We start from the raw sequence: 20,151 nt of genomic DNA, 5'->3' as shown, positions 1-20,151 counted from the left end.
GCCTCATGCGTTGTCGTAGACGATTTCGAGACTCGGTTTCGGCTTGATTGGCCGGCCCATCATGTCCTCCTGGCTCGCCGGCTGTAGGACGTAGTCGCGACCCGTTTCCTCGTCGTCGAAGAGGCCAAGGAGGCCGTCCTGATCGAGCGGGGTCGGGTGAAGGGGCGGGGCGTCGGCGACGCCAGCGGCAAGTTCCTCGAAGAGGGAGGCCCACTGGCCGCCGGGTTTGCCGACGATCTGATAGTTCGCGCTCTTCTTGCGGATGTCCTCGTCGGCGGGAATCGCCGAGAGAACAGGGATGCCGACGGCTTTCGCGAAGGCTGCGGCCTCGCCTGTGCCGTCGTCCTTGTTCACGACCATGCCGGCAACGCCCACATTGCCGCCGAGCTTGCGGAAATACTCAACCGCCGAGCAGACATTGTTGGCGACGTAGAGGGACTGGAGATCGTTCGAGCCGACGACGATGACCTTCTGGCACATGTCGCGGGCGATCGGCAGGCCGAAGCCGCCGCAGACGACGTCGCCCAGAAAGTCGAGGAGGACGTAGTCGAAGCCCCAGTCGTGGAAGCCGAGCTTTTCGAGGAGTTCGAAGCCGTGGATGATGCCGCGTCCGCCGCAGCCGCGCCCGACCTCCGGACCGCCGAGTTCCATGGCGAAGACGCCGTCGCGCTTGAAGCAGACGTCTGAGATGTCCACCTCCTCGCCGGCCGCCTTTTTCTTGGATGACGTCTCGATGATCGTCGGGCAGGCCTTGCCGCCGAAGAGAAGGGACGTGGTGTCGGACTTCGGATCGCAGCCGATGAGGAGGACGCGCTTGCCCTGCTGGGCGAGCATGTAGGAGAGGTTGGCAAGGGTGAACGACTTGCCGATGCCGCCCTTGCCGTAGATCGCGATAATCTGCGTTTCCTTGGTGATCGGGCCGCTTGACGGCGTGTCGATCGGTTCCTGCGCTTCGGCCCGGAGGGCGGAATGCATCTCGGCCTGACCCGATTTAGCTTCGGTTCTTGCGAGTGCGCTCATGCGCCTCTCTCCCATTCGATGATCATTTTCAGGCAGTCGGCGTCTTCGAACGCCGTGCGATAGGCCTCGGCGGCGTCTGCCGGCCGGGCTGTATGGGTGACGAGACCGCTCAAGGACAGCGTGCCGCTCGCGGCCATGCCGACGACCGCATCCATGTCCGCGCGCGACCATTCAGCCGCAATACGGATCGACGTCTCGCGCATGAAGGCCGGGGGGAAGGTGAAAGCAAGCGGCTGCTTGTAGAAGCCGGCGAGAACGATTTCGCCGCCTTTCGCCGAGCGCGCGACGAGGCTGTCGATGATGCTGGAGTCGCCGCTCACATCGAGGATTGGGGCGTAGTCGCAGCGATTGTCCTCCAAAGGATCGACGATGTCATAGCCGCGGGCGCCGCTGCGACGGCGCGGATTGGCTTCCCAGACCGTCGGTGCCTTGCCCTTGGCGGCGGCGATGCGGGCGGCGAGCCGGCCGAGGACGCCGTGGCCGACGATGAGATCGGGCAGGGCGCTTCCCCGCATGACGGCGCGATGAGCGGTCGCCGCGAGGGCGAAGAGCGTTGTTTCGATGCCAAGACCGTCGGGCATCGGCACGAGCTTGTCCGACCGCGCGACGAGATGGCCGGCTTGGGCACCGAAGAGCCCGTGCGCATCGGTGAAGCCATGTGAGCCGGGTACGAAGACGCGGGTTCCAATGGTGGGTCCGGTCTCTGCCTCACTGGCAACGACCCGTCCAACGGCCTCGTAGCCGGGAACTAGGGGATAGCCCATGCCCGGGAAGGGTGGCATCTCGCCAGAGAAGAGCAGCCGTTCGGTTCCGGTGGAAATGCCGGACGCCTCTACCTCGATCAGCACCTCGCCCGCCTCGACCGGCTTCAGCGCGGTTGCACTGATGTCGATAGCGTTCGGCTGCTTGAAGATGATGGCGTTGGTGCGGCGCATCCTGAGATAGCTCCCTTAATATGTGTCAAGTTAACTGGACACTCTCAAATGTCAATTGGGTAAGACGGCCCGCCCCTAGGTTCAGCGTGTCTCAGCGACCAAAGCCGAGGTTGCAATCGGCATGCCGGTCGAAAGGTGGCGGATCCGGCTAAAGCCGGTTCGTTCAAGGAATCGTGTCAGTTCGCTCGGCGTACGGGGACGGCCTGTGCCCATGGCGTGAAGGTAGATGTTGAAATACGCATCACCAATGCGCGAGCGGGCGCGTTCGTCGGCCATCGGCTCGGATATCAATAGGGTGCCGCGGCTGGGACGGAGCGCGTGGGAGATCCTGTCAAGCAATGCGAGGACAATGTCGTCATCGTGGTCGTGGAGGATGCGGACTAGGGTGATCAGATCGCATCCGTCGGGAAGCGGCGCGTCAAGGAAATTGCCCCCATGGACCGTGAAGCGGTGGGAGGCCGGATGCGATCGGAGTGCCTCGCGGGCGAGGTCGGCGACGGTCTTGCGATCGAGAAGGTGGAGTTCGGCGTTCGCGTTTCGGGTCGCCACATGGGTGAGAAAGCGACCGCTGCCGCCGCCGATGTCGAGGATGCGCGTGTAGCCGGAGATGTTGAAGACGCGGAGGGTTTCTGCGGCGACGAGATCTTGGCTGGCGGTCATCAGGGCGGTGTATCGCTCGGTCTCGCCGGTCGGTCGATCCTGATCGGGGCCCTTGTAATCCCAAAGCTTGGCGAGCTCTCCGCCGCCGCGCGTTTCAAGGGCCTTTAGCGGATCAGCGAGATCGGCATAGATCGCGTCGTGGTGTCGGACCATTGCGGCAATGCCGGGATTGGCGAGGAGCGCGGCCCCTTGGGGCCCCAGCATGAAGCGGCCGTCGGATAGCTTGTCCGCGAGATCGAGAGAGGCGGAGGCCGCGAGGAGGCGACGAGTCCCGTCGTCCGGGAGGCCGATTGCCCGTGCCGTTTCGGCCGGGCTGGTTGGGCCCTTGGCGAGATGTTCGAAGAGCCCCGCGCGGATGCCTGCGGCGAGGACCTGCGAGTAGATGAAGCCGGCGGTCAGGTCGAACAGCTTTTGCGCCGAGCGGCGGGCGAAGAAGCGGCCGATACCGAATTTCATAGCCAGCTTGTGAAAGCGCTGATCGAGCAGGATGCGGTTGCGGCGATCCCGCCATCGAACGGCGAAGGGCGCTTTCGATCCGTTCAAGTCCTGCCTCCGCTCGTAATCCGCACCGTGGGTTCGGCTGGGCCGACCTGAATTGAATTGGACATGGGGGCGGCGAGGTGTCAAATTCAGTTGACACTTCTCTCGACCTTTCGGGGATCGTCCATGGATGTCGTCGTCATCGGCGCTGGAATTGGCGGACTGACCGCTGCGGCACGGCTCGCGGCCGGCGGCTTTAACGTGACGGTGTGCGAGCGGGCGGGCCATGCGGGCGGCAAGATGCGGCGGGTTAAGGTCGCGGGCAGCGAGATCGATGCCGGGCCGACGGTGTTCACCAAGTGCCATGTGTTCGATGCGTTGTTCGCCGATTGTGGTGAGCGGCTGGACGACCAAGTGGAGATCGTTCGCTCCGCGACCATCGCGCGGCATGTCTTCGCCGATGGGTCGATGCTCGATCTTTTCTCCGACAGGAAGCAATCGATCGTGGCGGTGGAGACGTTCGCTGGGCGGCGTTCGGCGCGGGAATTCGAGAGCTTCATGGCCCGGTCGGACGATGTGCTCGACCTGCTCGACCCGATCTTCATGAGCGTCGAGCGGCCGGACAGTCCGATCGAACTGACGATGCGGGCAGGCTTCAGTGGGGCAATGCGGATTGCCAAGCTCGGCGCGAACAAGAGCGTCTGGGACATTTTGACTAAGGAGTTCTCGGATCCGCGCCTGCGCCATCTGTTCGCGCGCTACACGACTTATGTGGGCTCATCGCCCTATGAAGCGCCCTCGACCTTGCGGCTGATCGCTGCCGTGGAGGCGCAAGGGGTGTGGCGTGTCGCGGGTGGAATGTCGCGGCTTGCGGTGGCGGTGGAAGGGCTTGCGAAGCGGCAGGGTGCGGCGTTCCGGTATGGCGCGGACGTCGAAGAGATTCTCGTTGAAAACGGCCGGGCCGTCGGCGTGCGGCTTGGCTCCGGCGAGGTGATCGCGGCGGATCTCGTGGTGGCGAATTGCGATGCCGATGCCATCGCGCGCGGGCTTTTCGGGGGTATTGTCGCCCATGCGTTCGGCAAGGCTGCGACGCCTCGTGAGCGTTCGCTTTCGGCGCTCGGGATCGCGGTGAAGGCGAAGGTTTCGGGCTTCCCGCTGTCGCACCATACCGTGTTCTTCGCGCCTGATCCGATGCGCGAGTTCAACGAGATTTTCCAAGCGCGCCGGCTGCCGAGCGATCCCAATGTCTACGTGTGCGCCGAGGACCGCGACGACTGCGCGGAAGGGCTGGGCGCAACCGAGCGGCTGTTTCTTATCGTCAATGCGCCCGCGCTTGGCGACGATCTCGAATCTATCGATCCCAAGGAGGTCGGACGATGCATCAACGCGGCTATGGGGAGGCTCCGGGCCTCGGGTTTGACGCTCGATTTGGAGGGGGGCGGGATCAGCCTTTCGACGCCCTCGGAGTACTCGGCTCTCTTCCCGGGGACGGGCGGAGCGCTTTACGGGCAGGTCTCTCATGGGTCGACCGCGTCGTTCCAGAGGCCCGCCGCGCGCTCGAAGATACCGGGCCTCTATCTCTGCGGCGGGAGCGCCCATCCGGGCGCCGGCGTGCCGATGGCTTCGCTCTCGGGAACCCTCGCGGTACAGGCCATCGTGAAGGACCTCGCTTCGACCAGCCGGTTGGGCCGGGGGGCTACGCCTGGTGGTATTGCGACGCGATCTCGGATGACGGCGCGTTCGGCCTGACGATCATCGGCTTCGTCGGCAGCGTCTTCTCGCCCTATTACAAGATTTCCGGGCGCGGTCGGCCGCAGAACCATGTCTCGATCAATTGCGCGCTCTACGGACGCGGGGCGCGGCGCTGGGCGATGACCGAACGCGGCGAGAAGGACCTGACGCGCGATGCCTCGGTGCTGTCCGTCGGCCCGAGTGCGATGGAATGGGACGGCGACTGCCTGACCGTGACGATCGACGAGATCACGCCGCTGATCCCGAAACGTGTTAGGGGGACGGTGCGGCTCTACCCCGAAGCGCTGCAGAACCGGCCGATGCCGCTCGACCGTGGCGGGAGGCATTGCTGGTGGCCGATCGCCCCATGCGCGCGGGTGGAGGCGGCTTTTTCCGATCCGGGCCTTTCCTGGCGTGGGCACGGCTATCTCGACTTCAATACGGGGGCCGAGCCGCTGGAGGACAGGTTCTCCAGCTGGAACTGGAGCCGCGCCTGCGTGCCGGGCGGGGCGGCCGTGCTCTACGACCTGATCGAGCGGGACGGGGAGCAACTGAGCCTTGCGATCAAGTTCGATCCGAGGGCGGACGTAACCGATTTCGAGCCGCCGGCGCTGAAGAAACTGAAGACGAGCTTCTGGCGGATGAAGCGGACGACGCGTACCGAAGCGCCGAGCGTGACGGAGGTGAAAAAAACGCTGGAGGATTCGCCGTTCTACGCGCGGTCACTGGTGCATACGACATTGTTCGGCCAGCGGACGGTCGCCATGCACGAAAGCCTCGACCTCGACCGGTTCAGGAACTGGGTGGTTCAGACGATGCTGCCCTACAAGATGCCCCGCCGATTCTTCTAGAGAGTAGAGACATGCGCGGCCGGGAGCGCACGTACTTGCGCATGGATCAGAATCCTACTGCGCAGTCGACCGGAGCTCGAGCGCGCGCTCCGCCGTGAGCCGGTTCACACATCCGGCTGTTAACGGGAGGCGTATGCTGCCGTCCTTGTAGAGCTCGAAGATGCGGGCGCATTCGGCGTCGCGGAAAGTGATCCAGGCGCGTTGGGCAGCTCTAAGACTCGCGGCGGCCTCACTGTCTGTCGAGCTTGATACGCTGCGATCCGCATCCACGGCTTTCGCCTCGGTCATGCTCGCCTGGTAGTTCTCGTTGAGGATCGCATCCCATGCATCAGATTCGGCCCTGACGCAGTTGGTCATGCCCAAGGTCGTCTGGCCTTCTGAGGTGTCCATGCACGCGTCGGCGTAGGCGCCGATGCAACTGCCTTGTGCATCTTGTGAGGTTCGGGACAGGCAAGCGTCGACCGCGGTCCTCGGTTCGGTCGACGTCGTGCCCGATTGCGCGGCGGCATCGAAAGGCACGAAGGTTACTGCAGCGAGGGCCAAAAACACGAAGAAACGATGCATGATGCGACTCCTCCTGCCTGTTGAAGACCGGCTTGGCCCGAAGGCTTATCGTCGCCGCCTGCGGCGGGGTGTCAACTCGTTCCTACCACTTCGAAGATCAGTTCGGCGATCAGCCCGGGAGCTTCTTCGTGGGCAAGGTGGCCGAGTCCATTCAAAACAACGACCTTTCCGTTCTTCACTTGGGCGGCGACGCGGTGGCTGACAGAAACGGGAATCGCCTTGTCGCGATCACCGGTGACAAGGAGGAGCGGGGTTTCGAGGCGGTCGAGCCGGGCAGAGAAGCGGTCCAGATCCCAGTGGCTCATCATGGAAAGCGTGCCGGCGACGTGGTGGCGGTCCTGGAAAAGGCGGGCGTAGAGGGATTTCCCTCCTGGAGTGAGGGCGGAGCCGGTGCCGTCGAGGAGGCCGGAGACGGCATTCTCGCTTTTTGCACGATAGGCGAAGAAGCGCGGCACGATGGGGTTGCGGTATACGACCTTCGCGATCTTCGGGAAAAGGCGACCGGCGAGGCCCGGAAAGGGCAGGAGCGCGCCGTTGAGGGAGACGAGGTGTTGCGGCGCGACGCGGCCGTCGAGCGCCATCTCGATGGCGATCACCGCGCCGGCGGAATGGCCGACAATCACGGCTGGATTGACGCCGAGCTTCTGCAGAAGCTCGGCATGCATGGCGGCCATGGTCTGCAGGGTGAGTGATCGCGATGGGCGATCGGTGAAGCCGAGGCCGGGGCAATCCGCCATGAGTACCTGATGGTTTTCGGCGAGGATCGGCGCAAGGTCGCGGAAAGAATGCGTGGAGGCGCCGGTGCCGTGGATGAGCATGATGGCCGGGCCTTCGCCCATGATCTGGAAGTGCCATCTTATGCCGCCGGCGTCGACGGAGCGGCTGTGTTCGCTGAGCGGCCAGTCGGCCGGGGGACGTCCGGCGCCGGTTCTCATGGGCGGGCGGACTTGCTGGGATCGCGGGCGACGGCGTCCGCGAGGCTAGAGGCGTCGCCATTCGGAAGAGCAAGGTAGCGGCCGCCGAGCATATCCGCGAGGTCGTGGGCATGGGGGCCGGGGCGGAGCGAGAAGTCGATGACGAGGCTGGCGTAGCCTTGCGAGCGGAGGACGGTGGCCTGCGTGTTGACGTCCTCGCGGGCCGAGGAGCGGCCGGCCATGCCGTCGAGAGTGATATTGGCTTTGCCGTCGGTGAGGAAGACGATGAGGGGGGTGCGTTCCTGGCGCTCGCACTGGCGGGCGAGATCGCCGGCAAGCGCGATGCCGGAGGCGAGCGGCGTGCCGCCGCCGGCGCTGAGGCCCGCGAGGGCACGGCGGGCGCGGGTGAGGGATTTCGTTTCCGGCAGAAGGGTCTCGGCTGAAGTGCCGCGGAAGGCGACCATCGCGACGCGATCGCGGCGGCGATAGCATTCGGCTAGGATACGCTCGATCGCGCCCTTGGCTTCTGCTAGGCGCGCGAGGGCGGCGGAGCCGGAGGCGTCGACGACGAAGATCGTCGCGGTTTCGCGCTTGGCCTGGAGGCGGCGGATGCGAATGTCGCTCGGCGTGAGAATGACAGGGCGATCTGTGAGGCGGGGGAAACGCTGTCGGCGGAAGCGCTGCCAGGGTAGGGCGGCCGTCAGCGTTGCGGAGATATCGAGCGAACTGTGACGGGGATCGCCGGCGCGGCTGCCGAGGGGGCGGCCGCGGGCGCCGCCGGATCTCGCGGTCGCGCCCTTTCGGGCGGTCTTGCCGGCGGTGTGGTGATTGCGGACCATCGCGGCGAGGCGTTTGAGGATATCGAGCGGGATGGCGACGTCTTCCGACTGGACATCGGTGTCCTGACCGCTCTGAGAGGATGCTTCCTGATTAGTTTCAGACTTTTCGGAATCGGACTGGTCCGGTTCGTCGTGGTCCTGGGGCGGGGTGTCGTCGTTTGAGGCGTCTGGGTGGTCTTCGCTCTCGCTGTCCTCTTCCGGCGGCTGTTCGTCGAAGCTGGGCGCCTGACGGGCGCGCGGGGCGAGGACCAGACGGCAGGCGAGGAGGACGTCCTCATCGGCGATCTCGCGGGCGCCCATGATCGCGGCGGAGGCGCGGGCGGCGTCGAGGGCGAGGAGGGGGGCGCGGAGGCTCGGAATACCGAAGGCGGACGCGGCCTCGCAGAGGGTGGCGATGGCGCTTTCGGGAACGGAAATCGCGCGGGTATTGAGGGGGCCGGTTGGGGTGACGGGGTCGATGCCGGGATCGAGGTCATTCGCATCGGGGTCTGGCAGGGTCAGGTCCAGCCAAATGCCGAGGCGGTCCAAGAGGGCGTCGGGGAGGGTCTCGTCGCCGAGGCCTTCGTCGAGAGCGATGATGGGGCGGGCGGCGTCGAGTTGCGGCAGCAGGTGGGCTGCTTCCGAAGCGCCGTAGCGATCGGCGCCGGTGAGAATGAGGGGATGATCGGGGTTGTCCGCCGGTGTTTCGTCATCGAGGACGGCGAGGGCGGACACGCGCGAGCGCTTCTCGGAGAGCTGACGGATGTCGCGCTGGGCGATGGTTCTAGCGTGAGACCACGGGCTCGATCGGCGCAGTTCGGCGAGAAAATTGTCGCGGAGCGGGCCCGGTTGGGCACGGACGACAAGGCCGATTTCCGGGCGGGCATGGAGGATCGCGATCGCCGCTCGGTGAGGGGGTAAGAGGCGTGCGCGCTGTTTGAAGCGGTCGTCCATCAAGCCGCGTCAAGCTCGGCGAGGGCGCGTTCGATGCGGACGCCAGAGCCGGCTTCTTCCAGTGGATTGCGGCGCAGGCGATGGGCGAGCGCGAAGGGCGCGAGTTCGGCGAGATGTTGGAAGGTGACGTCGGTCTCACCGTTAAGGCTGGCGAGCGCGCGGGCGGCGCGGACGAGGGTGAGCTCGGCGCGCAAACCGTCAGTCTGGAGCGAGATGCAGAGTTGGGCGGCCTGTTCGAGGATGCGGTCGGAGACGTTTACGTCTTCGAGGTTACGGCGCCCAGTCTCGAGTTTGTCCCGAAGGGCGCCTTCGGCTTCGGCGGCCTCTGCGAGGAACGCTGCCGAATCACGCTCGAAGCGGTCGCGGGCCTTCACGACGGCGATGCGGGTCTTGACGTCCTGTGGCGTAGTGACAGTGACGGAGAGGCCGAAGCGATCAAGGAGCTGGGGCCTGAGTTCGCCTTCTTCCGGGTTGCCGCTGCCGATGAGGACGAACTGCGCCGGATGGCGGACGCTGAGGCCCTCGCGCTCGACGACGTTCTCGCCGGAAGCTGCGACGTCGAGGAGGAGATCGACGAGGTGATCCTCGAGAAGGTTGATCTCGTCGATATAGAGAAAGCCGCGATTGGCCTTGGCGAGGAGGCCGGGTTCGAAGCGGCGCTCGCCGGTGAGGAGGGCGTGTTCGAGATCGAGGCCGCCGACGATGCGATCCTCGGAGGAGCCGAGCGGGAGGTCGACGACCGGGACGGGGACGTCTCGCGTGTCCGGTTTCTCGCCTGCTTCGAGTTTCGCGCGGCAGTCCGGGCAGAGGCGGTCTTCTCGCCCGGGGTCGCAGCGATAGGCGCAGTCGTTGGCGGTGAGGCGTGGCAGTACGGCGGCAAGGCCACGCAAGGCGGTAGACTTGCCCGTTCCCCGATCGCCGAAGGCGAGGACGCCGCCAATGGCGGGATCAATCGCAGCGAGCTTAAGCGCCGTGGTGAGTTCGGCCTGGCCGACGATCGCGGTGAAGGGGAAATGCCGTTTCATGAGGCCGACGATACTTGATGGTTGTGCCGCGTCAAACGGGAAATGCGAACGAGCGTCTGGTTCGCCTACAAAGATTGCGCCGCGAGGACGTGGCGGCTATTGCGGGAAGCGAACGAAACGAGAATCGTGGCGGGCTGCTCTCCTTGGAATTTTCACCTCAGCAGGATGCGGCGCTCAAGGCTGTCGCCGATTGGCTGGAGAACGGCGACAGCCCGGTGTTCCGGCTGTTCGGCTACGCCGGAACCGGCAAGACGACGCTGGCGCGGCATTTTGCCGAGGGTGTCGACGGCGCGGTTCAATTCGCGGCGTTTACTGGCAAGGCGGCGCAGGTGCTGCGGTCCAAGGGAGCGAAGAGTGCGCGGACGATCCATTCGCTGATTTACCGGCCGAAGGGCGAGGAGCAGGTGGAGGACGAGGAGACCGGCACGAGCCGGGTTTCGCCGACCTTTTCGCTGAACCGGCAGAGCCCGGTCGCCAAGGCGAAGCTCGTCGTCATCGACGAATGCTCGATGGTGGACGAGGCGTTGGGGCAGGATCTGATGAGTTTCGGGACGCCGATCCTGGTGCTGGGCGATCCGGGCCAGCTACCACCTGTCTCCGGTGGTGGGTTTTTTACCGATGCCGAGCCGGATTTTCTACTGACGGATATTCACCGCCAGGCGCGGGACAATCCGATCGTCAAGCTTGCGCTCGACGTGCGCGAGGGTAGGCAGATCATGCATGGCGACTACGGAACCGTGCAAGTGATCGGCAAGCGCGACGTGGACCAGGCCAAGGTGCTGGCGGTCGATCAAGTGCTGGTCGGCACCAACAAGACGCGCCGGGCGTACAATCGACGGCTGCGGGAACTGAAGGGGTTTACCCACGAATTGCCGCAGGTGGGCGACAAGCTGGTCTGCCTCCGCAACGATCCGCAAAAGGGCCTGTTGAACGGCTCGCTCTGGCAGGTGATGACGGCGTCGAAGGAGTCCGTGAAGCCCGGGATCAATCTTATCGTGAAGCCGGACGACGACGACATCGACAAGGGTGCGGCGAAGATCCGGCTACTGAAGGCGGCCTTCGAGGATGCTGAGGCCGACGTTCCCTGGGCAACGAAAAAGCGATTCGACGACTTCGACTACGGCTATGCGCTGACCGTCCACAAGGCACAGGGCTCACAATGGGACGACGTGATGTTGTTCGACGAGGGCTGGGCGTTCCGCGAGACGCGGGAGCGTTGGCTCTACACGGCGATCACGCGGGCGGCGAAGACGCTGACCATCGTTCGGTAGATCAGGCGAGAGCCGGTTTCCGGTTCTTCAGGATGGTCGCGATCGCCATGCCGGCGAGCATGGCCGGTAGGAAGACGAGCGTGCCAGGCGCCGCCAGCGCAAGCGCGGTCCAAGCCGGGCCCGGACAGAAGCCGCCTATGCCCCAGCCGATGCCGAAGAGGGCCGCGCCGGTGAGGAGCGGCGCGTCGACATCGTTGCGGGTCGGGATTTGGAAGTCGGACAGGATGAACGGCGCCTTGCGCCGCCAAGCGAGGCGATATCCGATAAATGTGGTCACTGCCGCGCCGCCCATAACGAAGGCGAGCGAGGGATCGAACGTGCCGAAGACGTCGAGGAAGTTGAGAACCTTTGCTGGGTTCGACATGCCGGCGAGGATAAGGCCGAGGCCAAAGAGGAGACCGGAGGCGAAGCCGAGAACGAGACGCATGGTGGTTTCTCCTCAGATCGCGTGACGCAGAACGATGACGGTGACGCCGGCAAAGGCCATGAAGGTGAGGACCGCGACCAGCGAGCGGGAGGAGAGGCGAGCAAGCCCGCAGACGCCGTGGCCCGAGGTGCAGCCGGAGCCGAGGACGGTGCCGGCACCGACGAGGAGACCGGCGACGGCCATCATGGGAAGATCGTCGGGAACGGTCTGCCGGATCGATTCGCCGGTGACGAGAAGAGCGACGATCGGCGCGGCGACGAGGCCGAGGACGAAGGCGAGGCGCCAGTCCCAGTCCTCCCGGCGCAAGGGCAGAGCGCCGGTGGTGATGCCGGAGATGCCGGCAATCCGTCCGAAGAGCGCCATGACCATGACGGCCGAAAGGCCGATGAGGATGCCGCCCAGCGTCGAGGCGAGCGGCGTGAACGGGGTGACGGTATCGAGGGGCATGGCGGTATCCGATCAGGCGCTGGAATGCTCGCCTTCAGATACGCATCGGGGAACCGGACGCCAAGTTTCGCAGCCGACTCGCGATCAGGTCCGGGTTCCGGCGCGGCGGTTCTGGTTGTCGCCGCGGCGGCCGAATTCCGACCTTCGGCGCCCGGTCGAGCGAATCGGAGTCAGGAGATCAGCGGAGGTCGGCTGCAAGCTGGGCGTCGGCATTGATTGTCGGGCGTCCTGGCCGAAATGGGCCGCCGCTGCTTCCGGCGTCAGGCGCTTGTAGTGGTTCTTCGCGATGGCGAAGACGGCCATGTCCGAAGCGACGGTCTGGTCGATGAACATAAGAACGGTCATCGCGTCCGAGGTGCCGAGGCCGAGTGCTTTCAGCGCCATGGCGAGGTCCGGCAGATTGTCGGGATCGAGGAGCGCCTCGGCTTCCGATCGCGAAAGCTCGAGATTATCGGCGAGATGGGCGCAGAGGGCGATGCGGTCGCGGCTCTGGGCGATCTGGATGATCGGTCGCGGCGCCGGTCTCGCAGCGGCCGGGCGGGCGACAAGGGCGCGGAGCGTCGCACGGGCGTCGGCGGCGGATGTCGCGGTGCGGGTGGGGTCCATGCATGGGGTTCGGCGGTCGGCGAGGACTTCGAGATCGCGGATCGAGATGGGTGAGGGTGTGTCCGCCGCTTCGGGCGACGATGTTTCGTCGTCCTGATCACACGTCTCGGACGCCTTATCGCCCCCGATCAGGTCGGCGACGGACTTCGGAAGCATGTGGTGCTCCGACAGTTGCGCTGCGAGGTGGATGCGGGTGTCGCGCGCGAGATGGGACCAGAGCGGTTCGAGAAGGTGGGCGAAGGCATCGCTTTGGCGCTGCGAGGGGATCGGAATCGCGATAAAGTTAAGGCTCGCCGCCATTGCGATGGCGTCGTAACCCTTCGCCGAACCACCCTTCTCAAGGGACCGGTAAAGGTCTGGCAGTTGGCTGCGCATTCGACGCTCCGATGGTTTCCCGAAGGTTTCGATAGAGTTGAGATTGCCGTAAGAAGTCTTGCCGCGCCGTTAAACGGCATGGTTAACGCGGTGATTAAATTTTTATCGATTGCGTGAGAAAGCCTGGAAACGCGGTGTGTTTCAAGGGCACCCTGCGATGGCAGGGCGCCGGCGCAAGATCGGCTTTCGTCGGGGAGACGAGCGACAGTCTAGCTATCGCGTTCTACGCCGGAAGCCGCTGCGGTGGGTCTGATGTCGATCGGCAGGCAGGTAACCGAGCGCAGGAAGCTGTCAGCCGCGGCGCGCTTGCTCTCTTCGTCGATCAGGACGCGGACAGTAACATAACCGCGAAGGACGTCGACGATGACAGGCAGCGCAGGGCTGTCTTCCAGAAGGGTCGTCGCGCGGACCTCCTCGATCTGCTGGGGTGTGCCCACGACCAGATTGACGATGCCGTCGATCGCCGCGCGGTCGTTGATCGAATAGATGTTGCCCCCTTGGCTGTCATAGATCGAGGCGGACCAGAAGTTATCGATCGTGCCGTTGGCAGTAATCTCGACGGGTCCATCACCGAGTTCGAAACGGCAACTTGCAACGATGAAGGCGGGATCGGCGAAGGCGAAGCGCTCGCGAGGGGTTTCGGACGGCGGCTCAGAAGCCGACGAACTCGAATCTCGCAAAGGGGCAATCCGAACGACCTGGAAATATTCGCCGAGCGAAGAGAGCCGGCTCCATGCGCTGTTGTCTGAGACACGTGGTATCATAAAGACCACCGCGATATGGACGAGGCCGGCGCCCACGAGCCCGATCAGTATAGCGAGAATGAACCTACCCATCATCGCGGCATCCTTCGCGCTGAATCGAAGGCATGGTAAGGCCGGCCGCTCCCGTGATCGCGCTTGCCGGTGTGTCATAAAGGGCGAAGGTCAGACGGTAGGGGCCCGTCAAGTTCGTCGCAAGCCAATTGCCAGAGCGTGGTTCGGGGCCGACGGCGATTTCGAAGCTGTTGTCCTCTTTTCGAAGGAGCGAATTGGAAGTGAGCCAACCGGGGCGACCGGCCTGTGGGAGGTCGACGCGACCGGCATCCGAATGGGCCGAGAGGGTAAAGAATCGGGCGGCCGGCGTGCCTCCTTCGAGCCGGTAGGAACATTGCAGGAGTAATCTTCGACCCTGATCGTCCTCTTCGGCATGGAAGACGATGCCTTCGCCGCCACCGAGGGTCAACTGCGCGAGCTTCGCTAGGCGGGCCTTTGCATACGGATCAGCCGCGCGGGTGCCCGCTAGTGGGCTCGCAGTCCACGGACCAAGTTCGACGGCATCAAAGTTCGTACCACCGTCGATCGCGAGCTTGGCCGTCCAGCCGCCGAGACCCAGAGCAATCGCAATTGCGAGTAGTGAGGCGAGGAGAAAACGCATTACGGCTGATTACATGCATCTCGATCCGATGTCGCGGTCTAGTTCTCGACAGACTGCGACGTGGTAGTTGCCGCTGCGACGGGCGTTGCTCCACCAGACGCCGAAGCGACGCGGTCATTGGTCATCGGCTTCAGCGCCTCGAACCGCTCGCTGATTTTCGTGAGGACTTCTTCCGCGTCGACAGTCAGGCCGGTCTGGCCGGAGGCGATAAGCGGGTTGTCCGTAGGTTCGGCCACGTCACGTTTCCCGTCGGGGAACGGATCTTCGATGTACGGGATCGGCTTGAGTTCAATGTTCTGGTGCGCCGCCTCCATAAAGCGCTGCCAGGTCATGGCTGGAAGTGTGCCGCCGCTGACCCGTTTGGTGGGGCGGAAGCTGTCATTGCCGTACCACACGGCGGCGACGTAATTGCCGGTGAAGCCAACGAACCAGCCGTCCCGGTAGTCCTGGGTCGTTCCAGTCTTGCCCGCCGCACGGGTCATAGAAAGCTGTGCCCGTCGCGCGGTGCCCTGCTCGGTCACACCGACGAGCATATCGTTCATATTTTTGGTGGCCTGTTCCGAAAGGATCATCCGACGTTCCGGAAGGTCGCGGCGTACGTCCCAGAGGATACGTCCCTCGGCATCGTAGAGTTGGGTGATCGCGTGGCGTCTTGGAGTGTTGCCGCCATTAGCGAAGGTGGTGTAGGCGGTTGCCTGATCCAGGACGGTGACCTCGGAGGTACCTAGCGCCATGGTCTTGTCACCGCGGAGTTCGGATTCGATGCCCATTTCCTGCGCGAGCTTGACCGTATTGTCGAAGCCAACCTTTTGGTAAAGGCGGACGGCCGGGATATTGAGCGAGCGGGCGAGAGCGTTCTGCAGCGTCACCCGGCCGGCGAAGGAGCGACCATAGTTTTGCGGCGCCCAGTTCCCGATGCGAAGAGGGCTATCCACGATCGTGTCATCGGGCTGCATGCCCTGCTCCATGGCCGTTGCGTAGACGTAGACCTTGAAGGAGGAGCCCGGCTGACGCAGCGCGTTGGCGGCCCGGTTGAACTGAGATTTACCGTAGTCTCGACCACCAACCATCGCACGGACGCCACCGTCGTCGGAGAGAACCGCCATTGCGGCTTCCTCGACATCGTAGCTCTTGCCGAATTGGCGCATGTGATAGTCGATGGTCTCGTCGGCGAGAGCCTGGAGCTTCAGGTCTATCGTTGTGCGCGCCACGAGATTGCGGGTGCCGAGTTTGTTCTCCCGAACGAGGCGCTGAGCTTCTTCGAAAGCGAAATCGAGGAAATAGTCAGGCGATTGGCGCTGGGAGCGGTCGACCGCTTCGGCCGGCTGGCGACGCGAGGCGACGACCTGGCCCTCGGTCATGAAGTCGGCCTGGACGATGTTGGTGAGAACCTCGTTGGCGCGGGCGCGGGCGGCCGGCAGATTGATATGCGGGGCATATTTTGCAGGCGCCTTGAAAAGACCGGCGAGCATCGCCGATTCGGCGAGGTTCACGTCGCGGATCGACTTGTCGAAATAGAATTCGGCCGCGGCAGCCGCACCGAAGGTGCCTCCGCCCATGTAAGCCCGGTCGAGATACATCGAGAGAATCTCGCGCTTCGTCAGATTCGACTCGAGCCATACCGAGAGAAAGGCCTCGTTGATCTTTCGCTCGAGGGACTGTTCCGGCGTGAGAAAGACATTTTTCGCGAGCTGCTGGGTGAGCGTCGAACCGCCCTGAACGACGCCGCCGGCACGGGCATTCTCGCCCATCGCGCGAGCGAGGCCGAAGAAATCAATGCCCCAATGCTCGAAGAAGCGCCGGTCTTCAGTAGCGAGCACCGCCTTTATGAATTGGTCTGGCAGTTCGTCGATGGGAACGGCGGCAGCGCGCAGTATGCCGCGCTGACCGATTTCATTACCCTTGCGATCGAGAAAGGTGACGGAGAAGTCGGCCTCTTCCGGCAGCCCTTCGGCTGTCATCTCCATCGCGGGCTGAGCTAGGACAAGGAGAAGGATGACGCCGGCAACGCCGAGCGTGAAACCTTCGCCGACGATCTCCGAGACAACACGGGTGAAACCGCGGGCGCGCAAACGGCGAGACTGGATGGTGACGGTTTCCCAGAAGCGAGAGAAACCATGCCAAAGCCTAAAAATCGAGGAGTCGATCCAGGCGTCGACCTCGATCAGCCGCGAAGGGCTCTTGTGTGAACGTTTGGCTTCGGATTTGTCTGCCACGTGTCGATGCCGCCGTTAATCGAAGTGCTGGACGGAACGCCGCAAGCGCGTGCGGCCCCTTTCAAAAGTTTCGGGCGTCCTACTACTTTATAATCAAGGACGTAAAAAGTTGCGACACAAATTCAGAGAATTCGGCCATGCGTGATTCCGGCAACAAGCCGTTCTGGCGGGCGAAGACCCTCGAAGAGATGACCGACGAGGAGTGGGAGGCGCTCTGCGACGGATGCGGGCGTTGCTGCCTCAACAAGTTGGAGGACTACGATACGGGCGAGATTGTTTGGACGAACGTCGCCTGCAGTTTGCTCGACGGCGAGGCCTGTCGGTGCAGCGACTACGAAAACCGGCAGGAGACCGTGCCGGATTGTGTTGGGCTGAACCCAAGGACGGTGCGAGAAATCACTTGGCTGCCTCCGAGCTGCGCCTACCGCTTGGTGGACGAGCGGCGGGATCTCTATTGGTGGCATCATCTCCTTTCGGGAAGCCACGAAACGGTGCACCAGGCCGGCGTCTCGGTGCGGGGACGGACGGTTAGCGAAGAGGGCATGGAGCTCGATGAGTTTGAGGAGCATGTCGTGGAGTGGCCGGATCAAAATCCGGGGGAAGGAAACAGGCCTTCGAAGAATTATGAAAATAATCCTTGACACCGTCACGGTCCTCGAATAGGTAAAGGGCACAGTCGGAGAATTGGGAAAGGCGGAGCGGGGTGCTTCGCCTTTTTGCGTTTCCGGCTCGCTTATCTTTCAAATTGCGGGGATGTCGAGGCGTGAGGCGGATGGGTGCGGCACGCGAGGGCAGGGGCGCGTCGAAGCGAAACAGTTCGGTTGCGGAGCGGCTGATGACGTTGCTGCTTGCGGAGGTCGCGGCTGTCGAAACGACTGAGAAGGACAACGATCCTAACTCTGGTGATGCCGGTTCGCAGGGTAAGGCGCAGTCGGGCAGGGTACTGTCCGGCAAGGAGCGCATTGACACGATTGCGCAGATAACCCGGACGTTGGAAAAGCTGATGGAACTGAAACGGGCCGAGGCGGCGGAAGCGGCAAGCCTTTGGGAGGATCCCGCGGAGACCGAGCGGCTCTCGAGGGAGCTAGTGAAACGGTTGCGGATCCTCGATCGGAAGCGTCGGGAGATTGGCGCTACGGCTTCCGGATCGATGGCGGGGATAGGTCCGGATGGCTGCGATCCTGGACTCATCGGTGCGGGGAATGCCGATATGTCGGGGACCGGTGGCGCTTCCGGATGACTGATGACGAGCTTCTCAGCGAAGCAGCCTGGTCGAACGTTCCGCAAGAGCGCGAAAGACAATACGCGGCCGCAGTGCATCAAGAGGCCCGGAAACTGCCGCTTGGAGTCATCCGACGGGTCATGCCGGAATGGTGGCGCGTGGCGCGATCCGAACAATTGCCGCCGCGCGAGGCCTGGCGGCAGTGGCTGCTGATCGGGGGACGTGGCTCCGGCAAGACGAGGGCGGGGGCCGAATGGATCACGGGATTGGCACTGGGGCTTTCTCCGTTCGCCAGCCTGCCGCATCGGCGGATCGCGCTTGTCGCGGAGACCCTGGCCGATGCGCGCGAGGTGATGATCGAGGGCGAAAGCGGCCTGAAGGCGATCGTCGGCAATGAGAGGCCGGTGTTCGAGGTGACGAGACGACGGCTCGTCTTCGCGAACGGGGCGACCGCGCAGATCTTCTCGTCGGAGGACCCGGATTCGATCCGCGGCTATCAGTTCGACGCAGCCTGGGGCGACGAGCTGGGCAAATGGGTGAAGCCGGAGGAGAGTTTCGACAATCTGATGCTGGCGCTGCGGCTCGGTGAGAGGCCGCGGGCGCTGTTCACGACGACGCCGCGCAACGTGCCTATCCTGAAACGGCTGATGGCCGATCCGCAGACCGCGGTGACGCGGATGCGCACGGCGGAGAACGTGGAAAACCTGGCGCCCGGCTTTCTGGAGGCGATGGCGCGGCGCTACGACGGGACGCGGTTTGGGCGTCAGGAACTGGACGGCGAGCTTCTGGACGATCGCAAGGACGGGCTGTTCGAGAGAGCGTTGGTGGAGCGCTCGCGGGTCACCAATGCGCCGCCGCTGAAGCGGATCGTGGTCGCGGTGGATCCGCCGGCTACGTCGACGAAGCGGAGTGATGCCTGCGGGATCGTCGCCGCCGGAAAGGATGGCGAGGGGGCGATCTACGTCCTGGCCGACGAGAGCCGGCGCGCGGTGAGGCCGGAAAAGTGGGCGCGATGTGCGGTTGCGCTGCTCGAGAGGCTGGAGGCCGACCGGATCGTCGCGGAGGTGAACCAGGGCGGCGACATGGTGGAGGCGGTGCTGCGGACGGTCGCGCCGAACGTTCCCTATCGGGCGGTTCGGGCAACGCGCGGGAAATGGACGCGGGCCGAGCCGGTGGCGGCTCTCTACGAGCAGGGTCGGGTGCGCCATGTCGGCGTCTTTCCGGAGCTCGAAGACGAGATGGCCGATTTCGGCCCGGACGGGCTGAGTGACGGGCGGTCTCCCGATCGGCTGGATGCGCTGGTCTGGGCTGTCACGGCTCTGAGCGGCGACGAGACGAACCCTCGGGTTCGCAATCTGTAACGACATCTTCGAACAGGGGAGAAGGCTGATGGGGCTGACTTCGACGCTTGCCGCCCTCTTCGGCGGCGGTGCCAAGACGCGTGCCGAAACGACGGCGTCCCAGGCAGAGGAAGCGAAATCGACGGGGCTGGGTCTCAGCACCGGCGCGTTCCTCCTGACCGGGCCGGCCGGCGAACATCGAGGTGCGCGAAATTACGAGGCATTGGCGCGGATCGGTTTCATGGCGAACCCGGTAGTGTATCGGTCCGTGCGGCTGATCTCGGAGGCCGCGAGCGCGATTCCGCTCGTTCTGCAGAAGGACGGGCGTGAGTTCGACGACCATCCGGTGCTGGACCGGTTGCGACGACCGAACGCGGCGCAGGATCGGGCAAGCCTCTTCGAAATGCTGTGCGGTCACCTTCTGCTGGCCGGGAACGCCTATCTGGAAGTCGCGGAGGCTGCGGGGGACCTGACAGCGCTCTATGCGCTGCGGCCGGACCGGGTGCGGACGATCGCCGCGGCTGACGGCTGGCCGGAGGCCTACGAATATCGGGTCGGCTCGACGGTGCGCCGAATCGCGGCGGATGGCGAGGGCGACCGGCCCTCTGCGCTCCTCCATCTGCGGCTGTTCCATCCGTTGTCGGATCAGGTGGGGCTGGCCCCGCTCTCGGCGGCGCAGGCCGCCCTCGATCTGCACAATGCGGCGGCGAACTGGAATGCGGCGCTGCTGAAGAACTCGGCGCGGCTGTAACCCGCAAGAACGGATGGCAGAGGCCGGAATTATCCGAAATTAGGCGGAATTCGGTGGGAAAAGCCCGGGGTGGCAGGGCTTTGAGGAGCGTTCGCGAAAGCCGCTCCGCAAAAAGGCTGCGCAAGATC

General features: G+C 64.4%; 20 protein-coding genes. 7 read left to right on the top strand and 13 right to left on the bottom strand.

The window, feature by feature from the left end; translation table 11 throughout:
• Positions 1–3: 3 nt before the first annotated feature.
• The 3 genes from FP2506_RS10615 to FP2506_RS18365 form a co-directional block, all read right to left on the bottom strand.
• Complete coding sequence (locus FP2506_RS10615) at positions 4–1,020, bottom strand: chlorophyllide a reductase iron protein subunit X (RefSeq protein WP_007067478.1); 1,017 nt, start codon at positions 1,018–1,020, stop codon at positions 4–6.
• A complete protein-coding gene (gene bchC, locus FP2506_RS10610; RefSeq protein WP_007067477.1) occupies positions 1,017–1,955 on the bottom strand; it encodes a chlorophyll synthesis pathway protein BchC in 939 nt (312 codons plus the stop codon). The genes FP2506_RS10615 and bchC overlap by 4 nt, the downstream gene beginning before the upstream one ends.
• Before the next feature lie 81 nt (positions 1,956–2,036).
• Positions 2,037–3,158, bottom strand: a complete 1,122-nt coding sequence (locus tag FP2506_RS18365; RefSeq protein ID WP_007067476.1) for a methyltransferase — start codon at positions 3,156–3,158, stop codon at positions 2,037–2,039.
• A 90-nt stretch (positions 3,159–3,248) separates the two neighbouring features.
• Here FP2506_RS18365 and crtD point away from each other — a divergent pair, with 90 nt between their 5' ends.
• Both crtD and FP2506_RS10595 read left to right on the top strand, forming a co-directional pair.
• The gene (crtD, locus tag FP2506_RS10600) at positions 3,249–4,844 is read left to right on the top strand and encodes a 1-hydroxycarotenoid 3,4-desaturase CrtD (RefSeq protein WP_341871888.1); all 1,596 of its coding nucleotides are present in this window, start codon (positions 3,249–3,251) and stop codon (positions 4,842–4,844) included.
• Between the two features lie 122 nt (positions 4,845–4,966).
• On the top strand, positions 4,967–5,677 hold the full coding sequence (locus FP2506_RS10595; RefSeq protein WP_007067474.1) for a hypothetical protein: 711 nt from the start codon (positions 4,967–4,969) through the stop codon (positions 5,675–5,677).
• Positions 5,678–5,731: 54 nt separating this feature from the next.
• Here FP2506_RS10595 and FP2506_RS10590 read toward each other — a convergent pair whose 3' ends face one another.
• The 4 genes from FP2506_RS10590 to FP2506_RS10575 all read right to left on the bottom strand — a co-directional run bounded on the left by FP2506_RS10590 (position 5,732) and on the right by FP2506_RS10575 (position 9,952).
• Positions 5,732–6,241, bottom strand: a complete 510-nt coding sequence (locus FP2506_RS10590; protein ID WP_007067473.1) for a lysozyme inhibitor LprI family protein — start codon at positions 6,239–6,241, stop codon at positions 5,732–5,734.
• Positions 6,242–6,312: 71 nt separating this feature from the next.
• Positions 6,313–7,176 (bottom strand): alpha/beta fold hydrolase BchO, encoded by an 864-nt coding sequence (gene bchO, locus FP2506_RS10585; RefSeq protein WP_007067472.1) that lies wholly within the window; start codon positions 7,174–7,176, stop codon positions 6,313–6,315.
• The gene (locus FP2506_RS10580) at positions 7,173–8,927 is read right to left on the bottom strand and encodes a VWA domain-containing protein (protein WP_007067471.1); all 1,755 of its coding nucleotides are present in this window, start codon (positions 8,925–8,927) and stop codon (positions 7,173–7,175) included. The genes bchO and FP2506_RS10580 overlap by 4 nt, the downstream gene beginning before the upstream one ends.
• Positions 8,927–9,952, bottom strand: a complete 1,026-nt coding sequence (locus FP2506_RS10575; RefSeq protein ID WP_007067470.1) for a magnesium chelatase ATPase subunit I — start codon at positions 9,950–9,952, stop codon at positions 8,927–8,929. The genes FP2506_RS10580 and FP2506_RS10575 overlap by 1 nt, the downstream gene beginning before the upstream one ends.
• Before the next feature lie 143 nt (positions 9,953–10,095).
• Here FP2506_RS10575 and FP2506_RS10570 point away from each other — a divergent pair, with 143 nt between their 5' ends.
• On the top strand, positions 10,096–11,223 hold the full coding sequence (locus FP2506_RS10570; RefSeq protein WP_007067469.1) for an ATP-dependent DNA helicase: 1,128 nt from the start codon (positions 10,096–10,098) through the stop codon (positions 11,221–11,223).
• Between the two features lies 1 nt (position 11,224).
• Here the strand turns inward: FP2506_RS10570 and FP2506_RS10565 are convergent, their stop codons facing one another.
• The 6 genes from FP2506_RS10565 to FP2506_RS10540 form a co-directional block, all read right to left on the bottom strand.
• Entirely contained in the window at positions 11,225–11,650 is a 426-nt protein-coding gene (locus FP2506_RS10565) for a DUF6691 family protein (protein WP_007067468.1), read from the bottom strand.
• A gap of 12 nt (positions 11,651–11,662) precedes the next feature.
• Positions 11,663–12,097, bottom strand: a complete 435-nt coding sequence (locus tag FP2506_RS10560; RefSeq protein ID WP_007067467.1) for a YeeE/YedE family protein — start codon at positions 12,095–12,097, stop codon at positions 11,663–11,665.
• 84 nt (positions 12,098–12,181) lie between these two features.
• Positions 12,182–13,078, bottom strand: coding sequence for a hypothetical protein (locus tag FP2506_RS10555; protein ID WP_007067466.1), 897 nt, complete (start codon positions 13,076–13,078; stop codon positions 12,182–12,184).
• Between the two features lie 209 nt (positions 13,079–13,287).
• Positions 13,288–13,917 (bottom strand): DUF1254 domain-containing protein, encoded by a 630-nt coding sequence (locus tag FP2506_RS10550; protein WP_148227538.1) that lies wholly within the window; start codon positions 13,915–13,917, stop codon positions 13,288–13,290.
• Positions 13,907–14,494 carry a DUF1214 domain-containing protein gene (locus tag FP2506_RS10545; protein ID WP_007067464.1) on the bottom strand — a complete coding sequence of 196 codons (588 nt, stop codon included), beginning with the start codon at positions 14,492–14,494 and terminating at the stop codon, positions 13,907–13,909. The genes FP2506_RS10550 and FP2506_RS10545 overlap by 11 nt, the downstream gene beginning before the upstream one ends.
• A 38-nt stretch (positions 14,495–14,532) precedes the next feature.
• Entirely contained in the window at positions 14,533–16,710 is a 2,178-nt protein-coding gene (locus FP2506_RS10540; RefSeq protein ID WP_007067463.1) for a transglycosylase domain-containing protein, read from the bottom strand.
• 137 nt (positions 16,711–16,847) lie between these two features.
• Here FP2506_RS10540 and FP2506_RS10535 point away from each other — a divergent pair, with 137 nt between their 5' ends.
• The 4 genes from FP2506_RS10535 (at position 16,848) to FP2506_RS10520 (ending at position 20,023) form a co-directional block, all read left to right on the top strand.
• Positions 16,848–17,351 carry a YcgN family cysteine cluster protein gene (locus FP2506_RS10535; RefSeq protein ID WP_007067462.1) on the top strand — a complete coding sequence of 168 codons (504 nt, stop codon included), beginning with the start codon at positions 16,848–16,850 and terminating at the stop codon, positions 17,349–17,351.
• A gap of 194 nt (positions 17,352–17,545) precedes the next feature.
• Positions 17,546–17,950: a hypothetical protein gene (locus FP2506_RS10530; protein WP_148227537.1), complete on the top strand. Its 405-nt coding sequence runs from the start codon at positions 17,546–17,548 to the stop codon at positions 17,948–17,950.
• Between the two features lie 122 nt (positions 17,951–18,072).
• Complete coding sequence (locus FP2506_RS10525) at positions 18,073–19,293, top strand: DNA-packaging protein (protein WP_040489742.1); 1,221 nt, start codon at positions 18,073–18,075, stop codon at positions 19,291–19,293.
• Positions 19,294–19,321: 28 nt separating this feature from the next.
• Complete coding sequence (locus tag FP2506_RS10520) at positions 19,322–20,023, top strand: phage portal protein (RefSeq protein WP_007067459.1); 702 nt, start codon at positions 19,322–19,324, stop codon at positions 20,021–20,023.
• Positions 20,024–20,151 lie beyond the last annotated feature (128 nt).

Origin of the sequence: Fulvimarina pelagi HTCC2506, assembly GCF_000153705.1 — a bacterium.
Lineage (GTDB): Bacteria > Pseudomonadota > Alphaproteobacteria > Rhizobiales > Rhizobiaceae > Fulvimarina > Fulvimarina pelagi.
The sequence above is the reverse complement of the archived record's forward strand: the minus strand, read 5'-3'. Positions and strand labels throughout refer to the sequence as shown.

What these genes read in the sequence shown, in the direction of transcription:
- FP2506_RS10560 (WP_007067467.1), bottom strand. Translation starts at nt 12,097, where the DNA reads ATGCCCCTCGATACCGTCACCCCGTTCACGCCGCTCGCCTCGACGCTG.
- FP2506_RS10535 (WP_007067462.1), top strand. Translation starts at nt 16,848, where the DNA reads ATGCGTGATTCCGGCAACAAGCCGTTCTGGCGGGCGAAGACCCTCGAA.
- bchO (WP_007067472.1), bottom strand. Translation starts at nt 7,176, where the DNA reads ATGAGAACCGGCGCCGGACGTCCCCCGGCCGACTGGCCGCTCAGCGAA.
- FP2506_RS10525 (WP_040489742.1), top strand. Translation starts at nt 18,073, where the DNA reads ATGCCGGAATGGTGGCGCGTGGCGCGATCCGAACAATTGCCGCCGCGC.
- FP2506_RS10565 (WP_007067468.1), bottom strand. Translation starts at nt 11,650, where the DNA reads ATGCGTCTCGTTCTCGGCTTCGCCTCCGGTCTCCTCTTTGGCCTCGGC.
- FP2506_RS10555 (WP_007067466.1), bottom strand. Translation starts at nt 13,078, where the DNA reads ATGCGCAGCCAACTGCCAGACCTTTACCGGTCCCTTGAGAAGGGTGGT.
- FP2506_RS10550 (WP_148227538.1), bottom strand. Translation starts at nt 13,917, where the DNA reads ATGATGGGTAGGTTCATTCTCGCTATACTGATCGGGCTCGTGGGCGCC.
- FP2506_RS10580 (WP_007067471.1), bottom strand. Translation starts at nt 8,927, where the DNA reads ATGGACGACCGCTTCAAACAGCGCGCACGCCTCTTACCCCCTCACCGA.
- FP2506_RS10595 (WP_007067474.1), top strand. Translation starts at nt 4,967, where the DNA reads ATGACCGAACGCGGCGAGAAGGACCTGACGCGCGATGCCTCGGTGCTG.
- FP2506_RS10615 (WP_007067478.1), bottom strand. Translation starts at nt 1,020, where the DNA reads ATGAGCGCACTCGCAAGAACCGAAGCTAAATCGGGTCAGGCCGAGATG.
- FP2506_RS10520 (WP_007067459.1), top strand. Translation starts at nt 19,322, where the DNA reads ATGGGGCTGACTTCGACGCTTGCCGCCCTCTTCGGCGGCGGTGCCAAG.
- FP2506_RS10545 (WP_007067464.1), bottom strand. Translation starts at nt 14,494, where the DNA reads ATGCGTTTTCTCCTCGCCTCACTACTCGCAATTGCGATTGCTCTGGGT.
- bchC (WP_007067477.1), bottom strand. Translation starts at nt 1,955, where the DNA reads ATGCGCCGCACCAACGCCATCATCTTCAAGCAGCCGAACGCTATCGAC.
- FP2506_RS10530 (WP_148227537.1), top strand. Translation starts at nt 17,546, where the DNA reads ATGACGTTGCTGCTTGCGGAGGTCGCGGCTGTCGAAACGACTGAGAAG.
- FP2506_RS10590 (WP_007067473.1), bottom strand. Translation starts at nt 6,241, where the DNA reads ATGCATCGTTTCTTCGTGTTTTTGGCCCTCGCTGCAGTAACCTTCGTG.
- FP2506_RS10575 (WP_007067470.1), bottom strand. Translation starts at nt 9,952, where the DNA reads ATGAAACGGCATTTCCCCTTCACCGCGATCGTCGGCCAGGCCGAACTC.